Here is a 25,378-nt window from a genome sequence, read left to right on the forward strand (position 1 = left end):
CGTGCCTTCCCTGTTGCTGATCGAGGACGACGACGCCATCCGTACGGCCCTGGAGCTCTCACTGACGCGCCAGGGGCACCGTGTGGCGACCGCTGCGAGCGGTGAGGACGGTCTGAAGCTGTTGCGCGAGCAGCGGCCGGATCTGATCGTGCTGGATGTCATGCTGCCCGGCATTGACGGGTTCGAGGTGTGCCGGCGCATCCGGCGCACCGACCAACTGCCGATCATCCTGCTCACCGCGCGCAGCGACGACATCGACGTGGTCGTCGGGCTGGAGTCCGGCGCCGACGACTACGTCGTCAAACCCGTCCAGGGCCGGGTCCTCGACGCCCGGATCCGGGCCGTGCTGCGGCGCGGCGAGCGCGAGTCGAACGACGCGGCGACCTTCGGCAGCCTGGTCATCGACCGCGCGGCGATGACCGTGACGAAGAACGGCGAGGATCTCCAGCTCACGCCGACCGAACTGCGGCTGCTCCTCGAGCTGAGCCGGCGGCCGGGGCAGGCGCTGTCCCGGCAGCAGTTGCTGCGCCTGGTGTGGGAGCACGACTACCTCGGTGACTCACGGCTCGTCGACGCCTGTGTGCAGCGGCTGCGCGCCAAGGTCGAGGACGTGCCCTCGTCCCCGACGCTGATCCGTACCGTCCGAGGGGTCGGCTACCGCCTGGACACGCCTCAGTGACGGAAGAGCACACGGCCGAGCACACGGACGGGCAGGGCGGGGTCCGCGGCTGGTCCGCGGCGCGCAAGGGTCATCTGTCACGGCTGCGGTTCACCAGCCTGCGGCTGCGGCTCGTCGTCGTCTTCGGCGCGGTGGCGCTGACCGCCGCCGTGTCCGCGTCCGGCATCGCGTACTGGCTCAACCGCGAGGCGGTGCTGACCCGTACCCAGGGCTCGGTGCTGCGGGACTTCGAGCAGGAGATGCAGAACCGGGCGGGCTCGCTGCCGGAGCATCCGACACAGGACGAGCTGCAGCACACCGCCGGGCAGATGGCCAACAGCAGCCAGCGGTTCAGCGTGCTGCTGGTCGCCGAGGACGCCGACGGCCGGACGGTGTACGGCAACTCCGGCGGCCTGAACGGCTTCTCGCTGGACGACGTCCCCACGTCGCTGCGTACGGCGGTGAACAAGAAGCAGGACGTCACCGACGGCAACACGTCGCCGTACCACCTGTACTGGCAGCGGGTCGTGGAGCACGGCACGCCGTATCTGGTGGCCGGCACGAAGGTGATCGGCGGCGGGCCGACCGGATACATGCGCAAGTCGCTGGAGCCGGAGGCCAAGGACCTCAACTCGCTGGCCTGGTCCCTGGGGATCGCCACCGGCCTCGCGCTGATCGGCGCCGCGCTGCTCGCGCAGGCCGCCGCCACGACCGTGCTGAAGCCGGTGCACCGGCTGGGGGTCGCGGCGCGGCGGCTCGGCGAGGGCCGGCTGGACACCCGGCTGCGGGTCTCGGGCACGGACGAACTCGCCGATCTGTCGCGGACGTTCAACCGGACCGCGGAGGCGCTGGAGAAGCGGGTCGACGACATGGCGGCCCGCGACGAGGCCTCGCGCCGGTTCGTCGCCGACATGTCGCACGAGCTGCGGACGCCGCTGACCGCCATCACCGCCGTCACGGAGGTGCTGGAGGAGGAGCTGGACGCCGAGTCGGGCAGCATCGACCCGATGATCGAGCCCGCCGTCCGGCTGGTGGTCAGCGAGACCCGGCGGCTCAACGACCTCGTCGAGAACCTGATGGAGGTCACCCGCTTCGACGCCGGTACGGCCCGCCTCGTGCTCGACGACGTCGACGTCGCCGACCAGATCACCTTCTGCATCGACGCGCGCGCGTGGCTGGACGCGGTCGACCTGGACGCCGAACGCGGCATCCACGCCCGGCTCGATCCGCGGCGTCTGGACGTGATCCTCGCCAATCTCATCGGCAACGCCCTCAAGCACGGCGGTTCCCCGGTGCGGGTGTCGGTGCGCGAGTCGGCCGAGGACGTCGTCATCGCGGTACGCGACCACGGTCCCGGCATCCCCGAGGAGGTGCTGCCGCACGTCTTCGACCGGTTCTACAAGGCGAGCGCCTCCCGGCCGCGCTCCGACGGCAGCGGGCTCGGTTTGTCCATCGCCCTGGAGAACGCCCATATCCACGGCGGCGAGATCACCGCCGCCAACTCCGCGGAGGGCGGCGCGGTGTTCACGCTGCGGCTGCCGCGGGACGCGTCGGAGCTGGTGGAGCCGGGCGGGCAGGGGGCCCGGGCCGGACAGGGCGCGCAGGGTGCGAAGGCCGGGAAGGACCACAAGGGGGACGCCTGATGAACGTACGCCGTCTGCTCGCGCTTCCTCTCCTCGCCGGTCTGCTCACCGGCTGCGGGATCCGGGCCACCGAGGTGCCGACCGACTTCGGGGCCGCGCCGTCCCGGGTGCGCTGTTCGCTCAGCGAGCCGGACGTGACGGCGCAGTCCGCGCGCGCTGGGGTGCCGGTGCAGGTGTTCCTGCTGTGCGGCTCGTCGCTGGTGGCGGTGGACCGTTCGGTGCGGCTCGCGGACGGGGCGGCGGACTCCGAGCGGCGGGCGCTGGTGGCGCAGGGGCTGCTCGACCAGCTCGCCCAGTCGCCGTCGGCGGCCGAGAAGGAGGCCGGGTACACCACCGACGTGCGCGGCGGGATGACGGTGGGCGGGCCGGGCGCCAAGGACCCCGACGACGCGCTCCGGCTGAGCGTGCCCCCGAACACCCTCACCTCGTACGCGCTCGCCCAGCTCGTGTGCACCTTCTCCGACTCGGCCGCGGCCGAGGGGGACGGTTCGGTGGTCCTCGGCGGCCCCGGTTCCGACCCGCTGCGCCGCTACGAGTGCACGGACGAGGTCCGTTCCCGGCCGGGCAGCACCGAGCCGCCGTCGTCGGCCGTCACCGGGGGCTGAACACCGTCCGCCGCCAGGTGCGACGAGGTCCGTTCCCGGCCGGGCAGCACCGAGCCGCCGTCGTCGGCCTTCACCGGGGGCTGAAGACCGTCCGCCGCCGGGTGTGGCGGACGCCTCACGGGCCGCTCCCGCGGCTGTGTCCTCGCAGGTCACCGTCCCCCGGTGGGGCGGCGGCCCGCGCGCGCCCCGGGGGCGGGTGGGGAGGGGCGGACGGGGAGCCGGAACCGATCGTGCCGAGGGGTGCGTCTAGGGGGTCGTGCAGCGTCAAGGCTCCATCGGCGGCAGCGCCGCGTTCCGTCTCCGTGCGACCGGGGTTGTCCTCCTGGCCGCGCACCTCGTGTTCGTGGCCTGGGTCACGCTGCGCCCCCGGGACGTGCCCTGGGTGCTGCCCACCAATCTGCATCCGTTCGCCGGGATCCGCGCGGACCTGAGACTGGGCTGGCCCGAGGCGGCCCGCCGGATCGGTGGCGGGCTGGGGCTGCTCGCCCCGCTGGGCGTCCTGCTGCCGCTGGTGCACGGCCGGCTTCGTGTCTCCCCGCTCGCGTCCCTGATCCGTACGGTTGCGGCGGGCGCCCTGCTGTCCCTGGCGATCGAGCTGCTGCAGACCGGGGTGCCGGGTCAGGTCGTGGACGTGGACTCCCTGCTGCTGAACACCGTGGGTGTGGCGCTCGCCCATGCCGCGGTGGTGCCGGCGGCCCGGGGGTGGCTGCGTCGCAGGGACGAGCGCCGAAGGCCCGCGGCGGCCTTGCAGGAGGAGGGGGCTCAGGGTCGGACCCCGAGGATTCCCAGGGTCGGCATCGCCCCGTAGGAGAGGGAATCTCGGGGTCGGGATGGCTCCGGAGAGTGACGCTTCGCGCGCTTCGGCTTCGTAGCGTTGTGGGCAGATGAGGAGGCCGCACGGGCCGCCTCTCCCCCGACGCTCTCGAAGGAGCCGCAGATGTCCAGCATCGCCCGCCCCACGAACGGCCGCATGATCGGCGGAGTGTGCGCCGCGCTGGCCCGCCGCTTCGGTACCTCCGCGACCACCATGCGCGTGATCTTCCTGCTCTCCTGTCTGCTGCCCGGCCCGCAGTTCCTGCTCTACATAGCGCTGTGGATCCTGTTCCCCTCGGAGGACAAGGCGCGCGCGGCCTGGTGACCCGGGCCCACGCGAGACGCCGTCGCGGCGCGCCCGTCGCTCCGGGTGCGCCCGACGGCGTCGTGTGTCGGGGGGATTCAGCCGATCGGCAGCCCGTTCACCGGCAGCCCGTGCGTGGGCAGGCCCTGGACCGGGAGTCCGCCGAGCAGCCCGGCGACCGGCTTGGTCGGGCCCTGGGCGAGCGCCTGCTCGGTGGCCGGCTGCACGGCGGCCAGGCCCGCGGCGAGCGCCGGCTGGGCCTGCGAGAGCTGTGCCTGCTCCAGCGCCTTGCCGGCGCCCGGCAGCGCCTTGGTGACGTTCGTGACGTTCGCCAAGGGCAGCGACCCGGTGACCGTGTCCAGCGCCTGCGTGGCGTCCGGGAGGCCCGGGGCGGCCTGGGCGGCGCCCGCGCCGACGGCGGCGATGGCGGCGCCGAGAGCGGCGACACCGAGGGTCTTGGCAGCAGACTGCTTCATAAAAATGCGTCCTCGAATGGGATACGGGGAACCGATCGGTCCACGACCGTAAACACGGAAAGGCTGAGGCCGCAAACATCGAAATGCGGACGGTTGGTGAACACGCGCCCGCATTTCGCGCCCGGAAAAACCGTGCGGTCAGTCTTCCGTGGTCACGGAACCGCTGGTGGAGGCCGTCTGCTGGAACAGCCATTCGGACTTCAGCTCGGCATAGCCGGGCTTGATCACGTCATTGATCATGGCGAGACGTTCATCGAAAGGAATGAATGCTGACTTCATAGCATTGACCGAGAACCACTGCAGATCGTCGAGCGTGTAACCGAATGCGTCGACAAGGTGCTCGAATTCCCGGCTCATACTGGTGCCCGACATCAGACGGTTGTCGGTGTTGACCGTCGCCCGGAAGTGCAGCCGGCGCAGCAGACCGATGGGGTGCTCGGCGTAGGAGGCGGCCGCGCCGGTCTGGAGGTTGGAGCTGGGGCACATCTCCAGCGGGATGCGCTTGTCGCGGACATAGGAGGCGAGCCGTCCGAGCTTCACGCTTCCGTCGGCGGCGACCTCGATGTCGTCGATGATGCGCACGCCGTGCCCGAGCCGGTCGGCGCCGCACCACTGCAGCGCCTGCCAGATGGACGGCAGCCCGAAGGCCTCACCGGCGTGGATGGTGAAGTGGTTGTTCTCCCGCTTCAGATACTCGAAGGCGTCGAGGTGACGGGTGGGCGGGAAGCCGGCCTCGGCGCCCGCGATGTCGAAGCCGACGACCCCGAGATCCCGGTAGCGGTTGGCGAGTTCGGCGATCTCCAGGGCGCGGGCGGCGTGCCGCATCGCGGTGAGGAGGGCGCCGACGCGGATGCGGTGACCGTTCTGACGGGCCGTCCGCTCACCTTCACGGAAGCCCTCGTTGACGGCCTCGACGACCTCTTCGAGGCTCAGTCCGCCGTCGAGGTGCTGCTCCGGGGCGTAGCGCACCTCGGCGTAGACGACGCCGTCCTCGGCGAGGTCCTCGGCGCACTCCCGGGCGACCCGTACGAGGGCGTCGCGGGTCTGCATCACGCCGACGGTGTGCGAGAAGGTCTCCAAGTACCGCTCCAGGGATCCGGAGTCGGCGGCCTCCCGGAACCAGAGGCCGAGCTTGTCGGGGTCGTTCTCGGGGAGTTGGGGATACCCGGTCTCCCGGGCGAGGTCGACGATCGTGCCGGGGCGCAGCCCGCCGTCGAGGTGGTCGTGCAGCAGAACCTTGGGCGCCCGCCGGATCTGGTCCGGGTTCGGGGTGGTGCCCACCTGAATGCTCTGGCTCGTCATTTTCGCACTCTAACTCCTACGCGCGTAGATCGCCCGCCGCACACCGCCGCCGATACGCAAAGGTGACCGCACGGACGGGTGGAGTACACCACTGCTTCTGACACTGTTCTGCTATGGCACAGCAACTGACGCCGGCTCGGACGGCCAGGCTGGGGAAGGCGCTCGGACCGGAGCCGACGGCGGTGAGCGGGGTGGTGCTGCTGCTCCCGGGCGGGGAGGAGGTGTCCGAGCGCAGACCGTCCCCGATGTGGGCGGCCGCCTCCGTGCGCGGCCTCGGGCGAAGACTCACCCGGGCCGGCCGCGAGGAGGGGCTGGTCACCCATGTCGTGCACTACCGCCACCGCGGCTGGAACGGCAGCGAGGCGACGCTCGCCGCGGACGCGACCTGGGCGGCCGACGAGGTCGTACGGCGGTACGGAGACGTGTCCGTGTGCCTCGCCGGGATCGGTATGGGCGGGCGGGCGGCGTTGCGGGCCGGGGGGCACGAGGCCGTCAACTCGGTGCTGGCGCTCGCTCCCTGGCTGCCGCAGGAGGATGTGGCCGCGCCACCCGAACCGGTGAAGCAGTTGGTGGGGCGGCTGGTGATGGTGGTGCACGGCACCCATGACGACCGCAGCGACCCGGAGTTGTCGTTCCGACTGGCGGCTCGGGCGAAGAAGGTGAACCGGGAGGTCTGCCGGTTCGAGGTGCACGCGGATGGGCACGGGCTGCATCAGTACCGGGACGAAGTGCTGGCGTTGGCCGAGGATTTCGTGATGGGGGTGTTGTTCGGGAGGCGGTTTTCGCGGCCGGTCGAGGATGCGCTTGCCGCTCCGCCGCCGTTGGGGTTGCGGATGCCGCTGGCCGCGGGGTTCGGGAAGTCGTTGCGGAGGTAGTTCGGGCCGGGGGCGGGTGCGGGGCGTGTGTGGCTGGTCGCGCGGTTCCCCGCGCCCCTAAGTCGGCAGCAGGTTTCCGCGTCTCGACAGCAGGAATCTCTTGAAGGCCGCCACCGGGGGTGTGTCCGGGTGGCCGTCCAGCCAGGCCACTCCGATTTCGCGGACGGCCCGGGGTGCTGTGACCGTCAGTTCCGCCACGCCGGGGCGGGCGACCGCCGGGGGTGGCAGGAGGGCCACGCCCAGGCCCGCGGCCACCAGGCCGCGCAGGGTTTCCGCCTCCTCGCCCTCGAAGGCGACGCGGGGTTTGAAGCCGGCCTCCTTGCAGAGGTCGTCGGTGATGCGGCGCAGGCCGTAGTTGGGTTCGAGGGTGACGAAGGTTTCGTCGGCCGCCTCGGCCAGGCGGACGCGCCTGCGGCCGGCGAGGCGGTGGTCGGCGGGGACGACGAGGCGGAGTTTCTGTTCGTCGAGGCGGCGGGCGACCAGGTCGGGGGCGTCCGGGACCGGGGAGGTCAGACAGAGGTCGAGTTCGCCGGCGCGGAGGCGTTCGAGCATGGCCTCGCCGTAGTTCTGGACGAGACTGAAACGGACACGCGGGTGGTCGGCGCGGAAGGCGTGGATCAGGCCGGGGACGGTCTCGGCGCCCATGGTGTGCAGGAAACCGAACGCGACCTTGCCGGTGGCGGCGTCGGCGTCGGCGCGGACCTCCTCGGCGGCCTTCCCGATCTCCGCGAGGGCACGTTCGACCGAGGTGAGGAAGGTGCGGCCGGCCGGGGTGAGGGAGACGGTGCGGCCCCGGCGGGCGAACAGGTCGACACCGAGGTCCTGTTCGAGACGGACCATCGCCCGGGACAGGGTCGACTGCGGGACCCGCATCTCCTGCGCGGCCCGGGTGACGTGCTCGGTGCGGGCCACCCCGGCGAAGTAGGCGAGCCGGGGCGCCAGCAACCTCGACATGTCGGTCATGTCTTCTGTGTCACTGGACGGTGACAGGTGAGCCTGTGACCTCTGCTGATGCACCATGGGAACGATTATGGCGAGTCCGTGCATTGGACGGATGAACGGGTGCGTCCGTAGTTTCGAGGCATGTCTCCCGCCAGTACCGGGGCGTCCACGATCGTGGGCGCCGCGTCCTCCGTCCCTGTTGCCGACGACTCCCGTATGACCCCCGGTGGCCCCGGCTACCGCCGGATGAGCTTCGCGCTCTTCCTCGCCGGTGTGGCGACCTTCGCCCTGCTGTACTCCACCCAGGCGCTGCTGCCGCTGATCTCCGGTGACTTCGGGGTGGCGGCGAGCGAGGCGAGCTGGACGGTGGCGGCGGCGACCGGCGGACTGGCGCTGTTCGTGCTGCCGATGAGCGCCCTCTCCGAGCGCTACGGCCGCCGTACGGTGATGACGGCCTCGCTCGCGGTCGCGGTGACCGTCGGCCTGCTGGTCCCCTTCGCGCCGTCGCTGGGCGCGCTGGTGGTGCTGCGGGCGGTACAGGGCGCGGCCCTGGCCGGTCTTCCGGCGTCGGCGACCGCGTATCTGGCCGAGGAGGTGCGGCCGAGGGCCCTGGTCACGGCGATCGGGCTGTTCGTGGCGGGCAACAGCGTCGGCGGGATGAGCGGCCGCGTCATCACCGGCTGGGTCGCGCAGGAGTGGGGCTGGCGGGTCGCCGTCGGGGTGATCGGGGTGCTGGCCGTGGGCTGCGCGATCGCCTTCCGGCTGCTGCTGCCGGCGCCGAAGCACTTCACCGCGGGCTCGCTGCGGCCCCGCGTCCTGGCCCGCACGGTCCGCGAGCATCTGGCGAACCCGCTGCTGTGCCGGCTGTACGCGATCGGCGCGCTGTTCATGACCGTCTTCGGCGGTGTGTACACGGTCATCGGCTACCGGCTGACCGAGGCGCCCTTCTCGCTCCCCCAGGGCATCGTGGGCTCGATCTTCCTGGTGTACCTGGTCGGTACGGTGTCGGCGTCGACGGCGGGCCGGCTGGTGGGCCGGCTCGGGCGGCGCGGGGCGCTGTACCTCGCGGCCGGGACGACGGCGACGGGTCTGCTGCTGTCCCTGGCGGACACCCTGCCGCTGGTCCTGCTGGGCCTGGTCCTGATCACGGCGGGCTTCTTCGCGGGGCACGCGGTGGCGTCCTCGGCGGTCAGCAAGACGGCGACCACCGGCCGCGCCCAGGCCTCCGCGCTCTACCAGTCGGCCTACTACATCGGCTCCAGCACCGGCTCCACGGTCGGCGCGATCGCCTTCCACTCCGGTGGCTGGGCCGGCACGGTCGGCGTGGGCGTCCTGGCGGTGCTCGGGGTCGTGACGATCACGGTCCTCGGGACGCGGGCGGCCCGGGTCGCCGCCCGGCGGCACCCGATGCCGGCCCACTGAGGCCGCCCCCTCCACCTGACATCCCCCTGCTCAGGGCCTCCTGTCCGTGGTCTCGCCTCAGGTGCACCGTCGTGACCTGCGCTTTCGGTGACTCGGCAGGCCATTGTCAGTGGGCTGGGGTAGCTTCCGAAGTGCTGGGGCGCAAAGGTGCGTGACAGGACGGCCACAGGGGTGGGTGGACGAGGATGAGTGACGGTACGGCGGGCGCCGCGACGGTGGAGGACCTCGATGTCCGGCTGGAGAGGCACCGGGTCGAGCTGACCGGCTACTGCTATCGCATGCTCGGTTCGTCCTTCGAGGCCGAGGACGCGGTGCAGGACACGCTGGTGCGGGCCTGGCGGAGCTACGCCAAGTTCGAGGGCCGCTCCAGTCTGCGCTCGTGGCTGTACCGGATCGCGACGAACGTCTGTCTGGACATGCTGACGGCGGGCAACAAGCGGGCCCGGCCGATGGACCTCTCGGAGCCGACCCCGCTCGCCCGGGCGGCCCTGTCCCCCCGCCCCGACCACACCTGGCTGGAGCCGGTGCCGGACGCGCGGGTGCTGCCCACCGTGGAGGACCCGGCGGAGGCGGCGGTGGCCAAGGAGTCGGTGCGGCTGGCGTTCATGGCCGCGTTGCAGCAGTTGCCGCCCAAGCAGCGGGCGGTGCTGATCCTGCGGGAGGTGCTGGCGTGGAAGGCGAGTGAGGTCGCCGAGCTGCTCGACACGTCGGTCGCCTCGGTCAACAGCGCGTTGCAGCGGGCGCGGGCCACGCTGGCCGAGCGGGCCGAGGCGGGTGCGGACGCGGCGGTGTCCGACCCGCTGGACGAGGAGCAGCGGAAGCTGCTGGAGCGCTATGTCGCGGCCTTCGAGGGGTACGACATGGCCGCCCTGACGGCGTTGCTCCACGAGGACGCCATCATGACGATGCCGCCGTTCGACCTGTGGCTGACGGGCCACGACGACATCACGGGCTTCATGACGACGATCGGCTCGGCCTGCGAGGGCTCGCGGCTGCTGCCGGTCCAGGTGAACGGGCTGCCGGGGTTCGCCCAGTACAAGCCGGACCCGGAGAAGGGCGGTTTCAGCCCCTGGGCGATCCAGGTCCTGGAGATCTCAGACGGCCGCCTCACCGGGTTCCACTTCTACCTCGACACCCAGCGGTGGTTCCCGCTCTTCGGCCTCCCCCTCCACCTCGACGGGGAGCCCGACGAGGTGGAGCAGGGCGCGTAGGGCGAGGTCGGGGGCGCGCAGCCGTATCCGCCCGCCGGCCCGGCGGGCGGCGAGCTGGAGCCGGGCGAGCAGATCGACGACGGCCAGCCCGGCCGGCCCGATCCCGCTCACCTCACAGACGACGACCCCGGCGTCACCGGCCGCCAGGAGGGCCCGTACGGCGTCGGCGAGCTCTGCCGCCCGCTCGGGGGTGACAGGGCCGGTCAGGGCGAGTACGGGCGGTGTCTTGGGGTCCACGTGCGGTAGACCCCGAAGCGGGGCTCAACTCATCGGGCGACGAGCAAGCCGCAGGTCAGGCGATGCGTTCCAGCACCACCGGGGACGCCGTGAACGCCGTACCGGCCGGGGCGACGTCGTAGGAGCCGGTGACGGCCTGGAGGGCGTAGTCGAAGCGTTCCGGGGTGTCGGTGTGGAGGGTCAGCAGGGGCTGGCCCGCGGTCACCGCGTCGCCGGGCTTGGCGTGGAGTTCGACTCCGGCGCCCGCCTGGACCGGGTCCTCCTTACGGGCGCGGCCCGCGCCGAGGCGCCATGCGGCGAGGCCGATGTCGTAGGCGTCGAGGCGGGTGAGGACGCCGGAGGACGGGGCCGTGACGACGTGCTGCTCGCGGGCCACCGGCAGGGGCGCGTCCGGGTCGCCGCCCTGAGCCGCGATCATGCGGCGCCAGACGTCCATCGCGGAGCCGTCGGCGAGCGCCTTCGCCGGGTCGGCGTCCTTCACGCCGGCCGCGTCGAGCATCTCGCGGGCGAGTGCGATCGTCAGCTCCACGACGTCCGCCGGGCCGCCGCCCGCGAGGACCTCGACGGACTCGCGGACCTCCAGGGCGTTGCCCGCGGTCAGGCCGAGCGGGGTGCTCATGTCGGTGAGGAGGGCGACCGTCTTCACACCGTGGTCGGTGCCGAGGCCGACCATCGTGGAGGCCAGCTCACGGGCGTCCTCGATCGTCTTCATGAAGGCGCCGGTGCCGACCTTCACGTCGAGGACCAGGGAGCCGGTGCCCTCGGCGATCTTCTTGGACATGATCGAGGAGGCGATGAGGGGGATCGCCTCGACGGTGCCGGTGACGTCGCGCAGGGCGTACAGCTTCTTGTCGGCGGGGGCGAGGCCGTCGCCCGCCGCGCAGATCACCGCGCCGGTGGTGTCGAGGACGGAGAGCATCTCCTCGTTGGAGAGCAGGGCGCGCCAGCCGGGGACGGACTCCAGCTTGTCCAGGGTGCCGCCGGTGTGGCCGAGGCCTCGGCCGGAGAGCTGCGGTACGGCGGCACCGCAGGCGGCGACGAGCGGGGCCAGCGGGAGGGTGATCTTGTCGCCGACGCCTCCGGTGGAGTGCTTGTCGGCGGTCGGGCGGGCCAGGGACGAGAAGTCCATGCGCTCGCCGGAGGCGATCATCGCCGCGGTCCAGCGGGCGATCTCCCGGCGGTTCATGCCGTTGAGCAGGATGGCCATCGCGAGCGACGACATCTGCTCGTCGGCGACCTCGCCGCGGGTGTACGCGTCGATGACCCAGTCGATCTGCTCGTCGCTGAGCTCACCGCGGTCCCGCTTGGTGCGGATGACGGAGATGGCGTCCATGGCGTGCGTTCCTTCCGAGGGTCCAGAAAGTGTGCGGCCCCCCTGAGAGTGTCCAGCGGTTCAGAGGGGCCGTACGGAGGTGCTTGCTTACTTGGTGAGGTGGTCCGGGCCGAAGGCCTGCGGGAGCATCTCGGCGAGGGGCAGGATCCCGGCCGGCGTCTCCAGCAGGAGCTCGGCGCCGCCGAACTCGTACAGGAGCTGACGGCAGCGGCCGCACGGGACGAGGATCTCGCCCTTGCCGTCCACGCAGGTGAAGTGCGTGAGCCGGCCGCCACCGGTGTTCTGCAACTCGGAGACCAGCCCGCACTCGGCGCACAGGCCGAGGCCGTAGGAGGCGTTCTCGACGTTGCAGCCGGAGACGATCCGGCCGTCGTCGACGAGGGCCGCCACGCCGACCGGGTAGCCGGAGTACGGGGCGTACGCCCGGGACATGGCGTCCCGGGCCACCGAACGCAGCTTCTCCCAGTCGACCGGGGTCACTTGCCCTGTCCCTTCCGGTACGGCAGACCGTCCGCCTTCGGCATGCGCAGACGCTGGGCGGACAGGGAGAGGACCAGCAGGGTGACGACGTACGGGGTGGCCGTGACGACCTGGTTGGGGACGTCGTCGGTGCTGACGTACCAGATGAACATCAGGGCCGAGACCGCGGCGGTGATCGCGGCCGGGACGTACTTCTTCTTCCAGGCCAGGTAGGCGACGCCGACGACCAGCAGGATCGCGAGCAGCAGGATCAGCGCGTGGACGTTGGTGGCGCCGCCGCGCAGGTTGAGGCTGTCGGTGTAGCCGAACAGTCCGGCGCCGAGGGCGAGGCCGCCCGGCATCCAGTTGCCGAAGATCATCGCGGCGAGACCGATGTAGCCGCGGCCGGCGGTCTGGCCGTCGAGGTAGACGTTCGACGCGACGATCGACAGGAAGGCGCCGCCGAGGCCGGCGAAGCCGCCGGAGATGATCACGGCGATGTACTTGTACTTGTAGACGTTGACGCCGAGGGACTCGGCGGCGACCGGGTTCTCACCGCAGGAGCGCAGTCGCAGACCGAAAGAGGTGCGCCACAGGACGTACCAGGTGCCGGGGACCAGGGCGACGGCTACGACGGTGAGCGGCGACAGGTTGGTGATCAGACCGCCGACCAGGCCGGCGAGGTCGGAGATCAGGAACCAGTGCTTGTCGTTGAGGGTCTCCAGCCAGCCGGACAGGCCGGGGATGTCGAAGGTGCCGAGCGAGTCGATCGGCGGGGACTGCTTGGAGGAGCCCTGCGGGGCGTCCTCGAAGGTGAACTTCGACAGGTAGCGGGTGACGCCGAGGGCCAGGATGTTCAGGGCCACACCGGAGACGATGTGGTTGACCTTGAAGGTGACGGTGGCGATGGCGTGCAGGACGGCGCCGAGCGCGCCGCCGACGACGCCGAAGACGACCCCGGTCCACGGGCCCCACTGGTAGCCGGCCCAGGCGCCGAACCAGGTGCCGAGGATCATCATGCCCTCGAGGCCGATGTTGACGACGCCCGCCCGCTCGGCCCACAGACCGCCGAGGCCGGCGAGGCCGATCGGGACGGCCGCGCGCAGGGCGGTGGACATCTGGCCGGTGGACGTGATGCCGTCCGCGCCGGTGATCAGACGGACGACCGAGGTCAGGATCAGGACGCCCGCGATGACCAGCAGGAGGACGGGCAGCGACATCCGGCGGCCGCCCTTGCCGGGCTGCGGGGCCTTCGGCTTCGCGATGGTCGCGGTGCTCATCAGACCGCCACCTCCTTCTTGGTGTTCGCGGCGGCGGCGAGTTCCTCACCGACGCGCTTCTGCTGGCGGCGCAGACCCCAGGTGCGGACGACCTCGTAGGAGATGACGACCGCGAAGACGATCAGGCCCTGCATGATCATCGCGATTTCCTTCTCGTACGGCTCGGGAGTCGCGTAGTCGAGGGCGGGGGACGCCTTGTCGAGGAAGGCCCACAGGAGGGCGGCGAGGGCGATGCCGCCGGGGTTGTTGCGGCCGAGCAGGGCGATGCCGATGGCGGTGAAGCCGACGCCCGTCGGGAAGCTCAGGCTGTAGGTGTGGGCGTCGCCGAGGAGCAGGGGCAGACCGGCGAGGCCGGAGACCGCGCCGGAGACGATCATCACGGTGAGGATCATGCGCTTGGCGTCGACGCCGGAGGCGGCGGCGGCCGACTCGGACTCGCCGGTGGCGCGCAGGTCGAAGCCGAAGCGGGTGCGGTTGAGGACCAGCCAGTAGACGATGCCGAGGGCGACGGCGAGGAAGACCAGGCCGTAGATCTCGCCGACGTCGGCGCCCAGGTTGATGCCGGGGACCCAGCCGGACTCCTTCATGATGCCGGTGGTCTTGTTGTCGCCGACCAGCTGGCCGAAGACATCGGGCAGGGTGAGGTAGGCGATGAGGCTGGTGGCGATCGCGTTGAGCATGATCGTCGCGACGACCTCACTGACGCCCCGGGTGACCTTCAGGACACCCGCGACACCGGCCCAGATGCCACCGGTGAAGGCGGCGACCAGCAGCAGCAGCGGGACCTGGAGGAAGGCCGGCAGGTCCATGTGGGCGCCGACCACGGCGGTCATCATCGCGGCGAGGCGGTACTGGCCGTCGACGCCGATGTTGAACAGGTTCATGCGGAAGCCGAGGGCGACCGCGAGGGCGGCGATGTAGTACAGCGACGCCTGGTTGATGATCAGCACCTGGACGTCGGAGTAGCCGATCTGCTCCAGCATGAGCGTGTACGGCTCGATCGGGCTCTTGCCCGAGGCGATCAGCACGACCGAGGTCAGCAGGATCGCCGCGACGAGCGCCATGACCGGGCCGGCCACGGCGAGGAGCACGCGCTCCTTGTCGAACTTCTTCATCGGGCCTCGTCCTCCGGGGCGCTCGCTTCCTCGACGTGCTCAAGGTGTCCGGTGGCGGCACCCGTCATGGCCGAGCCCAGCTCTTCCGGTGTGATGGTGGCGGGGTCGGCGTCCGCGACCAGCCTGCCGTTGTAGATCACGCGCAGGGTGTCCGACAGGCCGATCAGCTCGTCCAGGTCGGCGGAGATCAGCAGCACGGCCAGGCCCTCGCGGCGGGCCTCGCGGATGCGGTCCCAGATCTGGGCCTGCGCGCCGACGTCCACACCGCGGGTGGGGTGGGCGGCGATCAGGAACTTCGGGTTGTGGCTCATCTCGCGGCCGACGATCAGCTTCTGCTGGTTGCCGCCGGACAGGGAGGCGGCGGTGACGTCGATGCCGGGGGTACGGACGTCGAACTCCTCGACGATCCGGCGGGTGTCGGCCTGGGCGCCCTTGGGGTTCAGCCAGAAGCCCTTGGCGTTGGGGGTCTCGGTGACATGGCCGAGGATGCGGTTCTCCCAGAGGGGGGCCTCCAGGAGCAGGCCCTGGCGGTGGCGGTCCTCGGGGATGTAGCCGACGCCGGACTCGCGGCGCTTGCGGGTGGGCCAGGGGGTGATGTCCTCGCCGAGGAAGGCGATCGTGCCGGAGTCGGCGTTCTTGGTGCCGATCAGCGCGTCGATCAGCTCGGTCTGGCCGTTGCCCTCGACCCCGGCGATGCCCATGACCTCGCCGGCGTGGATGGTGAAGCTGACGTCGTCGAGGACGCGCTTGATCTCGCCGCCCTCGGGGGCGAGCGTGATGCCGCCGGTGGGCTCGGCCTCGGTGCCCATGGAGGCGCCGCCGCTGGCGTAGACGGTGAGGCCCTTGACGGTCAGGACCGCCTGGTCGGTGACCGTGGACTCGGCGGTCTCCGGGGTGGGCAGCTCGGAGCCGACCATCATCTCGGCGAGCTGGCGGGGGGTGGTCTCCGAGGGGACGGCGGTGCCGACGGTCGTGCCGCGCCGGATGACGGTGATGTCGTCGGCGACGGAGAGGACCTCGCCCAGCTTGTGGGAGATGAAGATGACGGAGAGACCCTCGGCCTTGAGCTCGCGCAGGTTGGCGAAGAGCGCCTCGACCTCCTGCGGGACGAGCACGGCGGTCGGCTCGTCGAGGATGAGGGTGCGGGCGCCGCGGAAGAGGACCTTGAGGATCTCCACGCGCTGGCGGTCGGCGACACCGAGGTCCTCGACCAGGGCGTCGGGGCGCACACCGAGGCCGTAGCGGTCGGAGATCTCCTTGATCTTCTTGCGGGCGGCGCCGCCGATGCCGTGCAGCTTCTCGCTGCCGAGCACCACGTTCTCCAGGACGGTCAGGTTGTCGGCCAGCATGAAGTGCTGGTGGACCATGCCGATGCCGCGGGCGATGGCGTCGGCGGGGCTGGAGAAGGTCACCTGCTGTCCGTCGACGGCGATGGTGCCCTCGTCCGGCTTCTGCATGCCGTAGAGGATCTTCATCAGGGTCGACTTGCCGGCGCCGTTCTCCCCGACCAGGGCGTGCACGGTGCCCTTGCGGACGGTCAGGTGGATGTCGTGGTTGGCGACGACACCGGGGAAGCGCTTGGTGATCCCCGCCAGCTCTACCGCGATCGTCGACTGTGCGGTGAGCGGAGGGCTGCTGGACGCGTCGATGGCGCACTCTCCTTGGGAAAGGGGCCGCTCTACGCGCGTAGCGCCCCTGCTTTAAATAGTGCCCGGACCTGATCGCTCATTTTCGGTCACGATCCGTTCCGAGCATTCTGCCGCGCGAACGGGGCACGAGTACGCCTTGCTTCCCGTGCCCCGTTCCGTGGCCGTAACGCTGTCATCACAGCGTCCTGTTGGCCAATGCCTCTGACCGGTTTTCCTCTCGCGAGAGGAGGTCGTCAGGAGGTCTTGACGGTGATGGTGCCGTTCTTGATGCCCTCTTCGGCCTTCTTGACCGCGTCCTGGATGGCGGTGTTGTCGGCGAAGGCCGGGTTGGAGTCCGCCAGGCTCACGCCGCCGTTGTCCAGGCTGCCGCGGACGACGCCCGTCTCCGGCTTGCCGTCCTCGACCGACTTGGCCAGCGTGTAGACCGCGCCCTGGACGTTCTTCATGGCGGAGGTCAGGATCGAGTCCTTGTACGCCTTGAGCGCGTCCTGCTTGTACTGGTCGGAGTCGACGCCGATCGCCCACACCTTGTTGGCGTTGGCGGCCTTGATGACGCCCTGGCCGGACAGACCGGCGGCGGCGTAGACGACGTCCGCACCGGCGTCGATCTGGCCCTCGGCGGCGCTCTCGCCCTTGTCCGGGGAGGAGAAGCCACCCTCGGCGGCGGTCTCGGTCAGGTACTGCGACTTGACCGTGACACCCTTCTTGGTGTCCTCGACGCCCTGCTTGAAGCCGGCCTCGAACTTGTGGATCAGCGGCACGTCCACACCGCCGATGAAGCCCACGACGTTCGACTTGGTGGCCTTGGCGGCGGCGACACCGGCGAGGTAGGAGGCCTGCTCCTCGTGGAAGACCAGGTCGGCGACGTTGTCGGCCTTGATGGTCTCGTCGTCGACGATGCCGAAGGTGGTCTTCGGGTACTTGGCCGCGACCTCCTTGACGGCGGGCGCGTAGGCGAAGCCGACGCCGATGACCGGGTTGTAGCCGGCCTTGGCCAGGCTCTCCAGGCGCTGCACCTTGTCCGCGTCGGACTCGTTGTCCTGCGGCTCGACCGCGGTGGACTTGTAGCCGAACTCCTTGTCGGCCTGCTCCAGGCCGGCGGTGGCGGCGTCGTTGAAGGACTGGTCGCCCTTGCCGCCGACGTCGTACGCGAGGGCGAGACCCAGGTTGTTCTTGCTGCTCTCGGACGAGGAGGACGACGTGGACGAGCTTCCACAGGCGGAAACGGTCACTGCGAGAGCTGCGGTGGCAACACCCGCAACCGCGATTCGGGACACCCGGCGCATGGAACGAGACTCCTTTGTGCAAGCGCCCAAACCAGGCGCTGGTTCCGCCGCAGCGTAACGCGCGTAGACCGGGAGGAAAAACCCTTCTGTCCGCTCCGTTATCGAGCTGTGGCCACAGTTGTAGTCAAGGTTACGTACAGCCGAACGCCCCCTGCGGGACGCAAGGGGCGCTTGGGCTGCAAGGACGCCCCGAAGGGCGTAAGAGACGGGCGGGGCCGGTGTTACGGCGGCCCCGCCGCGGCGTTACTTGGTGTTGACCGTGACCTTGCCGTCGATGATGTCCTGCTTGGCCTTGTCCACGGCGGCCACGACGTCCGTCATCGCCTTGTACTTGGGGTTGGAGTCGGCGAACCCGACCCCGTCGTTGGAGAGGCTGCCGCGGACCACACCCGACAGCGGCTTGCCGTCGTAGACCGACTTCACGAGGTCGTAGACCGCGCCACCGACGTTCTTCAGCGCCGAGCCGAGGATGTAGTCCTTGTACGCCGCGAGCGCGCTCTGGCTGTACTGGTCGGAGTCGACGCCGATCGCCCACACCTTCTTGGCGGCGGCCTCGGTGATCACGCCCTGACCGGAGAGACCGGCCGCGTGGTAGATCACGTCGGCGCCGGCCTCGATCTGGCCGGCCGCGGCGTCCTTGCCCTTGTCGGGGCTGGAGAAGCCGCCCTCCTGGGGCGTCTCGGTGAGGTACTGCGACTCGATCTTGATGCTCGGGTCGACCGACTTGGCGCCCTGGACGTACCCGGCCTCGAACTTGTGGATCAGCGGGATGTCCACGCCGCCGATGAAGCCGATGTGCGCCTTCTTGGAGGCCTTGGCGGCGGCGACGCCGGCCAGGTAGGAGGCCTGCTCCTCGTGGAAGACCATGTCGGCGACGTTCTTCGCCTGGACGGTCTCGTCGTCGATGATCCCGAAGGTGGTGTTCGGGAACTTGGCGGCGACCTCCTTGACGGCCGGCCCGTAGACGAAGCCGACGCCGATCACCGGGTTGTAGCCGGCCTGGGCGAGCTGGGTCAGCCGCTGGATCTTGTCGGCGTCGGTCTCGTTGTCCTGCGGCTCGACGTCCCGGCCGCTGATGCCGAACTCCTTCTCGGCCTTCTGCAGACCGGCGTAGGCGGCGTCGTTGAAGGACTGGTCGCCCTTGCCGCCGATGTCGTACGCCAGACCGATGCCCTCGCCCGAGTACTTCCCGGACGACGAGGACGCCGAGTCGCTCGCCTTGGAACCGGTGCTGGACTCACCGCAGCCGGTGGCCGCGAGCGCGATGACCGCGACGGCCACCGCTGCCTGGGAGAATCTGCTCCTCCGAGATATCAGACGCACAGCAAGCACCCCTTCGAAATCCCCACGGCGCCGTGACCGGCCCGCTTTCCCCTTGGTGGCGCCGTTCCGGGGGGCTCCCCAACAAGCCGTACCGGGTGGCGATTTCGGCGACAGTAACGCGCGTAGAAGGGGAGGGGAACGGGGTTGCTCGCTCCCGTTATCGATTCGTGCCGACCTTGGGTTGCAAGCGCGTCCTCGGGGTTACGGACGGGTGACACAAGGGGACGAAGAGGAACCTTCCGGTCACCCCTTCGCCCCCTGGCACTCCCGTACCGCGGTCAGGCGTCCCGCGTCGCCGCGTCCAGCAGCGCGGCGGCCGTGAACAACTCCACGCCGACAGTGATCGCGGACTCGTCGGCGTCGAAATCGCCCTGGTGCAGATCGCGGACCGTGCGCTCACCCGGGGGACGGACGCCGAGCCGGGCCATCGCGCCCGGCACCCGCTCCAGGTACCAGGAGAAGTCCTCGCCGCCGAGGCTCTGCTCGGTGCCCTCCACGGAGCCCTCGCCACGCCGGGCGATCATCGCCTGGTGCAGCAGGGCGGCGACCTCGCCGTCGTTGACGACGGGCGGGACGCCGCGGACGTAGTTGATCTCGGACTTGGCGCGGTGCAGGTTGGCGACCTCGTCGATCGCCGCCACGACGATGTCCGGGGCCTGCCGCCAGGCCTCGATGTCCAGGCAGCGCACGGTGCCGGAGAGCTCGGCGTGCTGCGGGATCACGTTCGGGGCGTGGCCGCTCTCGATCCGGCCCCAGGTGACCGCGAGACCGGCCCGGGTGTCGACCCGGCGCGCGACGAGCGCGGGCACGTCGGTGACGACACGGGCGGCCGCGGTGACGAGGTCGGTGGTCAGATGCGGGCGGGCGGTGTGGCCGCCGGGGCCGTCCAGGGTGATCTCCAGACGGTCGCAGGCGGAGGTGATGGCGCCCTCGCGCAGCCCGATGACGCCCGCGTCGACGCGCGGGTCGCAGTGCACGGCGATGATCCGGCCGACACCGTCCAGCGCGCCGCACTCGATGGCGTCGGCGGCGCCGCCGGGCAGCACCTCCTCGGCGGGCTGGAAGATCAGCCGCACGGGGCGCGGGAGGCGGCCCTGCTTGTGCAGCTCGGCGAGCACGAGACCGGCGCCGAGGACGACGGTGGTGTGCACGTCGTGGCCGCAGGCGTGGGCGCGGTCGGGGACCGTGGAGCGGTACGCGCACTCGGTCTTGGTGTCCGGGATGGGCAGGGCGTCGATGTCGGCGCGCATCGCGAAGATGGGCGCGCCGGTGATTTGCTCGCCCTCCTCGATGCCGATGTCACAGATGAGGCCCGTCCCCACGGCGAGGACACGCGGCTTCAGGCCGGCCTTCTCCAGGCGCGCCTTGATCGCGGCGGTCGTACGGAACTCCTGGTTGCCGAGCTCGGGGTGCATGTGCATGTCGCGCCGGAAGGCGACGAGCTCCGCACGCAGGGCTTCGGGCAGCGTGCCGGGGAGGGCGGCGCGCTTCGCAGGATCGGCCTCGGACTCTCGGGACATCAGTTGCTTCACCCTCTGAAGGGTAGGACGCCGAGGCGGTCAACTGACCCGATCAACAAAATTTCAACCTGTTGGAGGAAGAAAAGTTGGCCGCGTGGCGCATGGTTGCCGTAGAGGGTGGGTAAACTCGCCGAATTTTCATCTGGCGCCGTTCCCTCTTCCTTTCCTCACCCATACCACGAGGGGCGGGTGGGGCGCCTGCTGTGTCCACGTTCCGGAACCGTTCATCGGACGTTCGTACGAGCCGTCGCACGCGCCGGTAGTGTGCGCGCCCATGACCGACCTGGACGTCGACTTCCTGCACGCGGCCCGTACCTCGTACGACGCCATGGCCGAGGCCTACACCGAGGAGTTCCCGGACGGGCTGGGGCACCGGCACCTGGACAGAGCGCTGCTGTCGGGCTTCGCGGACCTGGTCAAGGAGCGTGGGGGCGGGGAGCCGGTCGCGGACGTCGGGAGCGGGCCGGGGTATGTGACCCGGAGGCTGGACGCGCTGGGGCTTTCGGTGTTCGGGGTGGACGTCTCGCCGCGCATGGTGGCGCTGGCCTCGCGGGCGCATCCGCATCTGCGGTTCCACGTGGGCTCGATGACGGGGCTGGACCTGCCGGACCGGTCACTCGCGGGGCTGATCGCGCTGTACTCCGTGATCCATGTGCCGGACGGGGAGCTTCCCTCCGTGCTGCGGGAGTTCCGCCGGGTCCTGGTCCCCGGCGGGCATCTGCTCCTCGCCTTCCAGACGGGGCAGGGTGAGGAACTCCACGTCACGGAACGCTTCGGTCACGAGGTCTCGCTGCGGTACTGGTTCCGGGATCCGGAGGTGGTGGCGGGGCTGCTGGGCGAGACGGGCTTCGAGGTCCTGGCACGAGTGGTCCTGTCCCCGGAGGAGGGCCGCAAGTATCCCCGGGCGTACCTCCTGGCCCAGGTCCCCGCCGTCTAGCGGCCCGGGGGTGGGTGCCGCTCCCCCGCGCTCGCGGGGCGCCGCCGCGCCCACCCGTGCCGCCTGGGGGCACCTCCCAGGCCTTGCCCGCAGCTGCGCAAGCTGAAGGGGCGCGGGGAACTGCGCGACCCGCCCCCACCGGCCCGCAAACGCACGGCGACCCGCAACCCCAGGCAGTCAGGGGCGCGGGGAACTGCGCGACCCGCCCCCACCGGCCCGCAGACACACGGCGACCCGCAACCCCAGGCAGTCAGGGGCGCGGGGAACTGCGCGACCCGCCCCCACCGGCCCGCAGACGCACGACGACCCGCAACCCCAGGCAGTCAGGGGCGCGGGGAACTGCGCGACCCGCCCCCACCGGCCCGCAAACGCACGACGACCCGCAACCCCAGGCAGTCAGGGGCGCGGGGAACTGCGCGACCCGCCCCCACCGGCCCGCAAACGCACGACGACCCGCAACCCCAGGCAGTCAGGGGCGCGGGGAACTGCGCGACCCGCCCCCACCGGCCCGCGGCTACGGCATCACCGTCGCCAGCCGATGCACATCCCGCGCCGTCCCCGTCACCCCCGACAAGAAGCCCTGCGCCCGCGGTGACGCGTGTTCCGTCAGCCACGTGGGGTCGATGTCGCAGACCGCCACGCGGACGTCCGTGCCGGAGAGCGCCAGCGGGAGGGTGTGGACGACGGTCGAGGGAAAGCTGAGGACCGTTCGGCCGATCGGGCCGCGGCGGGCGATCAGTTCCAGCGGGAGGTCGGGCCGCACCACCTCCAGGCCCGTCTCCACGGCCAGCCGGTGGAGTTTGTCGGCGCTCTCACGGCGGTGGGCGAAGTAGCGCGCCGCACCATGGGCGCGAGCGAGCGCCTGGACGGCCTCCAGATAGCGGTCCGCGTCCACCACGCCAGTCTCCACCAGGGACGTCCCCACCATGTCCGCGCCCTTCGTGACGCGCGGTGGACCGAAGCGGGCGCGGGTCCAGGTGAAGGTGTTCGCGGTGACCGTGACGCCCTCGGGGACGTCCTGGACCGGCATCGCGGAGAAGACCTCGACCCGGGTGTCGGCCGAAGGGGTGAGACGCCGGCGGGCCGAGGACGACACCGGCGCGAAGACCAGGTCGCGGGGGCCGGGCCGGCCGCCCTTGCGGTGCCAGCGCACGAGGCGTTCGCCCCGGGCGAGCTGCCCCACGAACTCCATGGTCGCGGTGCCGTCGTCGACGACGACGAGCTCGGTGGCCCTGGTGATGGAGAGCAGCAGCTGGACGTACCGGGAGAACGGATCGCCCATGACGACCCGGTGGGCGCGGCGCAGCAGCGGGGTCAGTCCGCCGATCGTGCGGAAGGGGGCCGTGGTGCCGCCGCGGGCCTCCTCCCAGCGGACCGCGTGGCCCTCGTCGCGGGCCAGCTCGGCCATGCGCCGCAACTGGCCGCGGGTCATCGGGTCGGTCGGGGACAGGACGACGAGGGTGAGCTCCGCGCCGGGAAACTCCCGGCCGTGCGCCCATTCGAGCACGTTCAGGAGCTGCACCGGGCTCTCGACGAACGCGAGCGTGTGGGGGGTGGTGCCGGTGTGCGTGCCGGCGCGGGGGCTCATCCTCGTACGACCGTCCCGTAGTGGTGGGTGTCTGGGACCGCGGTGGCTCAGACCGCGACCGGCTCGCCCGCCGCCGCGGCGATCTCCGCCTCCGCGACGACACCGCTGACGCGGCGCAGCTTCTTCATGGGGCCGAGCTCGGAGTCGTAGACCTTCTTGACGCCGTCGCCGAGGGAGGCCTCGATGGTGCGGATGTCACGGACGAGGCGGGTCAGGCCCTGCGGCTCGACGGAGGCGGCCTGGTCGGAGCCCCACATCGCGCGGTCGAGGGTGATGTGGCGCTCGACGAAGACGGCGCCGAGGGCGACGGCGGCCAGCGTGGTCTGCAGGCCGGTCTCGTGGCCCGAGTAGCCGATCGGGACGTTCGGGTACTCCTTCTCCAGTGTGTTGATCACGCGGAGGTTGAGCTCCTCGGCCTTGGCCGGGTAGGTCGAGGTGGCGTGGCACATGACGATGTTGTCGCTGCCGAGCACCTCGACGGCGTGCCGGATCTGCTTCGGGGTCGACATGCCGGTGGAGAGGATGACCGCGCGGCCGGTGGCGCGCAGGGCGCGCAGCAGCTCGTCGTCGGTGAGGGAGGCGGAGGCCACCTTGTGGGCGGGGACGTCGAACTTCTCCAGGAAGGCGACGGCCTCGGTGTCCCACGGGGAGGCGAACCAGTCGATCCCCTTCTGCTTGCAGTACTCGTCGATCTGGCGGTACTCGTCCTCGCCGAACTCCACGCGGTGGCGGTAGTCGATGTACGTCATCCGGCCCCAGGGGGTGTCGCGCTCGATGTCCCACTGGTCGCGCGGGGTGCAGATCTCCGGGGTGCGCTTCTGGAACTTGACGGCGTCGCAGCCGGCCTCGGCGGCCACGTCGATCAGCTTGAACGCGTTCTCGAGGTCGCCGTTGTGGTTGATGCCGATCTCGCCGCAGATGTAGACGGGGCGGCCGGGGCCGACCTCGCGGGAACCGAACGTGCGCGTACGGGAGTTGGTGCTCATGGCGGAACGTTCCTTACCTGGTGAGGGTGTCGAGAGAGGGTCCGAGGATCCAGCCGGCGATCTCCCGGATCGCGCCGTCGCCACCGGGGACGGTGGTGACCGCGCGTGCGGCGCCGCGTACGACGTCGTGGGCGCTCGCGACCGCCACCGGCCAGCCCACGAGGGCGAAGCAGGGGAGGTCGTTGACGTCGTTGCCGACGTAGAGCACGCGCTCCGGCGCGATGCCCTGTTCCTCGCACCACTGCTTGAGTGCGAGGTCCTTGCGGTCGATGCCGTGCAGGACCGGGAGCTTGAGCTTCCGGGCCCGGGCGGCGACGACCGGGTTCTGTTCGGTGGACAGGATCAGGAGCGGGAAGCCGCTCCTGCGCAGGGCGGCGATGCCGAGGCCGTCGCCGCGGTGGACGGAGACGCACTCCCGTCCGTCGGAGTCGATCAGCACCCGGTCGTCGGTCTGGGTGCCGTCGAAGTCGAGCACGATCGCGTCGATGTCGTCGGCGGTGGGCAGCCCGTCGGGGCGGTCCGCGTCGAAGAGGGGGGCGAGGGCACGGGCGCGGGCCAGGTCGTGCGGGTCGTCGACCTCCAGGACCCGGGCGGGGTCGGTGCGGACGAGGTCGGTGCGGCCGAAGAAGCGGTGGCCGTGCTCGCGGAAGCCGGCCGCGTCCATGGCGTAGGCGGCGCCGGTCTCCAGGAAGTCCTGGGGGCGGTCCTGGCGGCGCGGGCGGTAGGACTTGTCGTGGTTGACGCCGTTGCCGCCGGCGTCGGCATCGGCGTCGGCGTCGGCGTCGGCGTCGCGCCAGACGAAGCCGTGGAAGGGGGCCACGGTCACCGCGGTGTCGGCGCCCTTCTCGAGGACGGCCGAGGCGACCCCGTCGACGTCCTCGCGGACCAGGAACGGGCTGGTGCACTGCACGAGCAGGACGACGTCGACCGGGCTGCCGTGCAGGGCCTCGTGGGCGTCCATGGCGTGCAGGACGGCCGCCTCGGAGGTGGCGGTGTCGCCGGCGATGGCGGCCGGGCGCAGCACGACCTCGGCGCCCGCCTCGCGCGCGGCGGCCGCGATGGCCTGGTCGTCGGTGGAGACGACGACGTCGGTGACGAGCCGGGTGGCCCGGCACTCGCGGACCGCGCGGGCGACCAGCGGGACGCCGCCGACCGGGGCGAGGTTCTTCGCGGGCACGCCCTTGGAGCCGCCGCGGGCGGGGATCACCGCGAGGACGCGGCGCCGCGCCGCTGGGGAGTCGGACATGGGGGCTTCTCCTAGCTGTGGAAGACGGTCACTCACGGCGCTGCCCGCGCGGGGCTGCCGACCGGCGGCTACTCCCGGCACGCCCCCGCCGGACAGGGCGGACCCGGCGTCCTGTGCCCGGCCCACCGCCGGACGGCCCCCGCTCACGCCGCTGCCCCCGCGGGGCTG

At 71.2% G+C, this 25,378-nt stretch carries 24 protein-coding genes; 9 read left to right on the top strand and 15 right to left on the bottom strand.

Translation table 11 applies throughout. The features are described from left to right. Position 1: 1 nt before the first annotated feature. The 5 genes from afsQ1 to OG852_RS18840 all read left to right on the top strand — a co-directional run bounded on the left by afsQ1 (position 2) and on the right by OG852_RS18840 (position 4,044). Entirely contained in the window at positions 2-679 is a 678-nt protein-coding gene (gene afsQ1 / locus OG852_RS18820; RefSeq protein ID WP_208117166.1) for a two-component system response regulator AfsQ1, read from the top strand. Further along, positions 676-2,301: a sensor histidine kinase gene (locus OG852_RS18825; RefSeq protein WP_133912747.1), complete on the top strand. Its 1,626-nt coding sequence runs from the start codon at positions 676-678 to the stop codon at positions 2,299-2,301. The genes afsQ1 and OG852_RS18825 overlap by 4 nt, the downstream gene beginning before the upstream one ends. After that, the gene (locus tag OG852_RS18830; RefSeq protein WP_133912748.1) at positions 2,301-2,906 is read left to right on the top strand and encodes a hypothetical protein; all 606 of its coding nucleotides are present in this window, start codon (positions 2,301-2,303) and stop codon (positions 2,904-2,906) included. The genes OG852_RS18825 and OG852_RS18830 overlap by 1 nt, the downstream gene beginning before the upstream one ends. A 256-nt stretch (positions 2,907-3,162) precedes the next feature. Then, positions 3,163-3,714, top strand: coding sequence for a VanZ family protein (locus OG852_RS18835; protein WP_133912749.1), 552 nt, complete (start codon positions 3,163-3,165; stop codon positions 3,712-3,714). A 129-nt stretch (positions 3,715-3,843) separates the two neighbouring features. Beyond that, a complete protein-coding gene (locus tag OG852_RS18840; protein WP_133912750.1) occupies positions 3,844-4,044 on the top strand; it encodes a PspC domain-containing protein in 201 nt (66 codons plus the stop codon). 77 nt (positions 4,045-4,121) lie between these two features. Here the strand turns inward: OG852_RS18840 and OG852_RS18845 are convergent, their stop codons facing one another. Both OG852_RS18845 and OG852_RS18850 read right to left on the bottom strand, forming a co-directional pair. Further along, positions 4,122-4,499, bottom strand: coding sequence for an ATP-binding protein (locus tag OG852_RS18845; protein ID WP_133912751.1), 378 nt, complete (start codon positions 4,497-4,499; stop codon positions 4,122-4,124). Between the two features lie 138 nt (positions 4,500-4,637). Continuing rightward, the gene (locus tag OG852_RS18850; RefSeq protein ID WP_330348499.1) at positions 4,638-5,801 is read right to left on the bottom strand and encodes an adenosine deaminase; all 1,164 of its coding nucleotides are present in this window, start codon (positions 5,799-5,801) and stop codon (positions 4,638-4,640) included. 113 nt (positions 5,802-5,914) lie between these two features. Between OG852_RS18850 and OG852_RS18855 the strand changes: the two genes are divergently transcribed. Beyond that, positions 5,915-6,676: an alpha/beta hydrolase gene (locus OG852_RS18855; protein WP_330348500.1), complete on the top strand. Its 762-nt coding sequence runs from the start codon at positions 5,915-5,917 to the stop codon at positions 6,674-6,676. A gap of 57 nt (positions 6,677-6,733) precedes the next feature. Here OG852_RS18855 and OG852_RS18860 read toward each other — a convergent pair whose 3' ends face one another. Further along, a complete protein-coding gene (locus OG852_RS18860) occupies positions 6,734-7,696 on the bottom strand; it encodes a LysR family transcriptional regulator (protein ID WP_133912754.1) in 963 nt (320 codons plus the stop codon). 63 nt (positions 7,697-7,759) lie between these two features. Between OG852_RS18860 and OG852_RS18865 the strand changes: the two genes are divergently transcribed. Then, positions 7,760-9,040: an MFS transporter gene (locus OG852_RS18865; protein WP_133912755.1), complete on the top strand. Its 1,281-nt coding sequence runs from the start codon at positions 7,760-7,762 to the stop codon at positions 9,038-9,040. A gap of 185 nt (positions 9,041-9,225) precedes the next feature. Continuing rightward, complete coding sequence (locus OG852_RS18870; RefSeq protein ID WP_133912756.1) at positions 9,226-10,251, top strand: sigma-70 family RNA polymerase sigma factor; 1,026 nt, start codon at positions 9,226-9,228, stop codon at positions 10,249-10,251. Here the strand turns inward: OG852_RS18870 and OG852_RS18875 are convergent. The 9 genes from OG852_RS18875 to OG852_RS18915 all read right to left on the bottom strand — a co-directional run bounded on the left by OG852_RS18875 (position 10,135) and on the right by OG852_RS18915 (position 20,453). After that, positions 10,135-10,488, bottom strand: a complete 354-nt coding sequence (locus OG852_RS18875; RefSeq protein WP_133912757.1) for an STAS domain-containing protein — start codon at positions 10,486-10,488, stop codon at positions 10,135-10,137. The two genes, OG852_RS18870 and OG852_RS18875, sit on opposite strands and share 117 nt — an antisense overlap. A 55-nt stretch (positions 10,489-10,543) precedes the next feature. Further along, entirely contained in the window at positions 10,544-11,821 is a 1,278-nt protein-coding gene (locus OG852_RS18880) for a thymidine phosphorylase (protein WP_133912758.1), read from the bottom strand. Positions 11,822-11,908: 87 nt separating this feature from the next. After that, the gene (locus OG852_RS18885) at positions 11,909-12,301 is read right to left on the bottom strand and encodes a cytidine deaminase (protein WP_133912759.1); all 393 of its coding nucleotides are present in this window, start codon (positions 12,299-12,301) and stop codon (positions 11,909-11,911) included. Beyond that, on the bottom strand, positions 12,298-13,560 hold the full coding sequence (locus OG852_RS18890; protein WP_330348501.1) for an ABC transporter permease: 1,263 nt from the start codon (positions 13,558-13,560) through the stop codon (positions 12,298-12,300). Before OG852_RS18890 ends, OG852_RS18885 begins: the two co-directional genes overlap by 4 nt. Next, positions 13,560-14,675 (bottom strand): ABC transporter permease, encoded by a 1,116-nt coding sequence (locus tag OG852_RS18895; RefSeq protein ID WP_133912761.1) that lies wholly within the window; start codon positions 14,673-14,675, stop codon positions 13,560-13,562. The genes OG852_RS18890 and OG852_RS18895 overlap by 1 nt, the downstream gene beginning before the upstream one ends. Then, complete coding sequence (locus OG852_RS18900; RefSeq protein WP_133912762.1) at positions 14,672-16,324, bottom strand: ABC transporter ATP-binding protein; 1,653 nt, start codon at positions 16,322-16,324, stop codon at positions 14,672-14,674. The genes OG852_RS18895 and OG852_RS18900 overlap by 4 nt, the downstream gene beginning before the upstream one ends. Positions 16,325-16,557: 233 nt before the next feature. Next, on the bottom strand, positions 16,558-17,610 hold the full coding sequence (locus tag OG852_RS18905) for a BMP family lipoprotein (protein ID WP_133912763.1): 1,053 nt from the start codon (positions 17,608-17,610) through the stop codon (positions 16,558-16,560). Positions 17,611-17,853: 243 nt separating this feature from the next. Continuing rightward, positions 17,854-18,891, bottom strand: coding sequence for a BMP family lipoprotein (locus OG852_RS18910; RefSeq protein WP_330348502.1), 1,038 nt, complete (start codon positions 18,889-18,891; stop codon positions 17,854-17,856). Between the two features lie 320 nt (positions 18,892-19,211). Beyond that, positions 19,212-20,453: an amidohydrolase gene (locus OG852_RS18915; RefSeq protein WP_330348503.1), complete on the bottom strand. Its 1,242-nt coding sequence runs from the start codon at positions 20,451-20,453 to the stop codon at positions 19,212-19,214. A 274-nt stretch (positions 20,454-20,727) separates the two neighbouring features. Here OG852_RS18915 and OG852_RS18920 point away from each other — a divergent pair, with 274 nt between their 5' ends. Continuing rightward, on the top strand, positions 20,728-21,390 hold the full coding sequence (locus OG852_RS18920; RefSeq protein ID WP_133912765.1) for a class I SAM-dependent DNA methyltransferase: 663 nt from the start codon (positions 20,728-20,730) through the stop codon (positions 21,388-21,390). 514 nt (positions 21,391-21,904) lie between these two features. On the opposite strand, the gene OG852_RS18925 is transcribed toward OG852_RS18920, so the two are convergent. From OG852_RS18925 to OG852_RS18935, 3 genes are read right to left on the bottom strand one after another with little or no spacing between them, the layout of a single operon-like run. After that, positions 21,905-22,978, bottom strand: coding sequence for a hypothetical protein (locus tag OG852_RS18925; protein WP_330348504.1), 1,074 nt, complete (start codon positions 22,976-22,978; stop codon positions 21,905-21,907). 47 nt (positions 22,979-23,025) lie between these two features. Beyond that, a complete protein-coding gene (locus OG852_RS18930) occupies positions 23,026-23,964 on the bottom strand; it encodes an N-acetylneuraminate synthase family protein (protein ID WP_133912767.1) in 939 nt (312 codons plus the stop codon). Between the two features lie 13 nt (positions 23,965-23,977). Continuing rightward, positions 23,978-25,210 (bottom strand): acylneuraminate cytidylyltransferase, encoded by a 1,233-nt coding sequence (locus tag OG852_RS18935; protein ID WP_330348505.1) that lies wholly within the window; start codon positions 25,208-25,210, stop codon positions 23,978-23,980. Positions 25,211-25,378: the final 168 nt, after the last annotated feature.

The organism is Streptomyces sp. NBC_00582 (assembly GCF_036345155.1).
Taxonomy (GTDB): Bacteria; Actinomycetota; Actinomycetes; order Streptomycetales; family Streptomycetaceae; genus Streptomyces.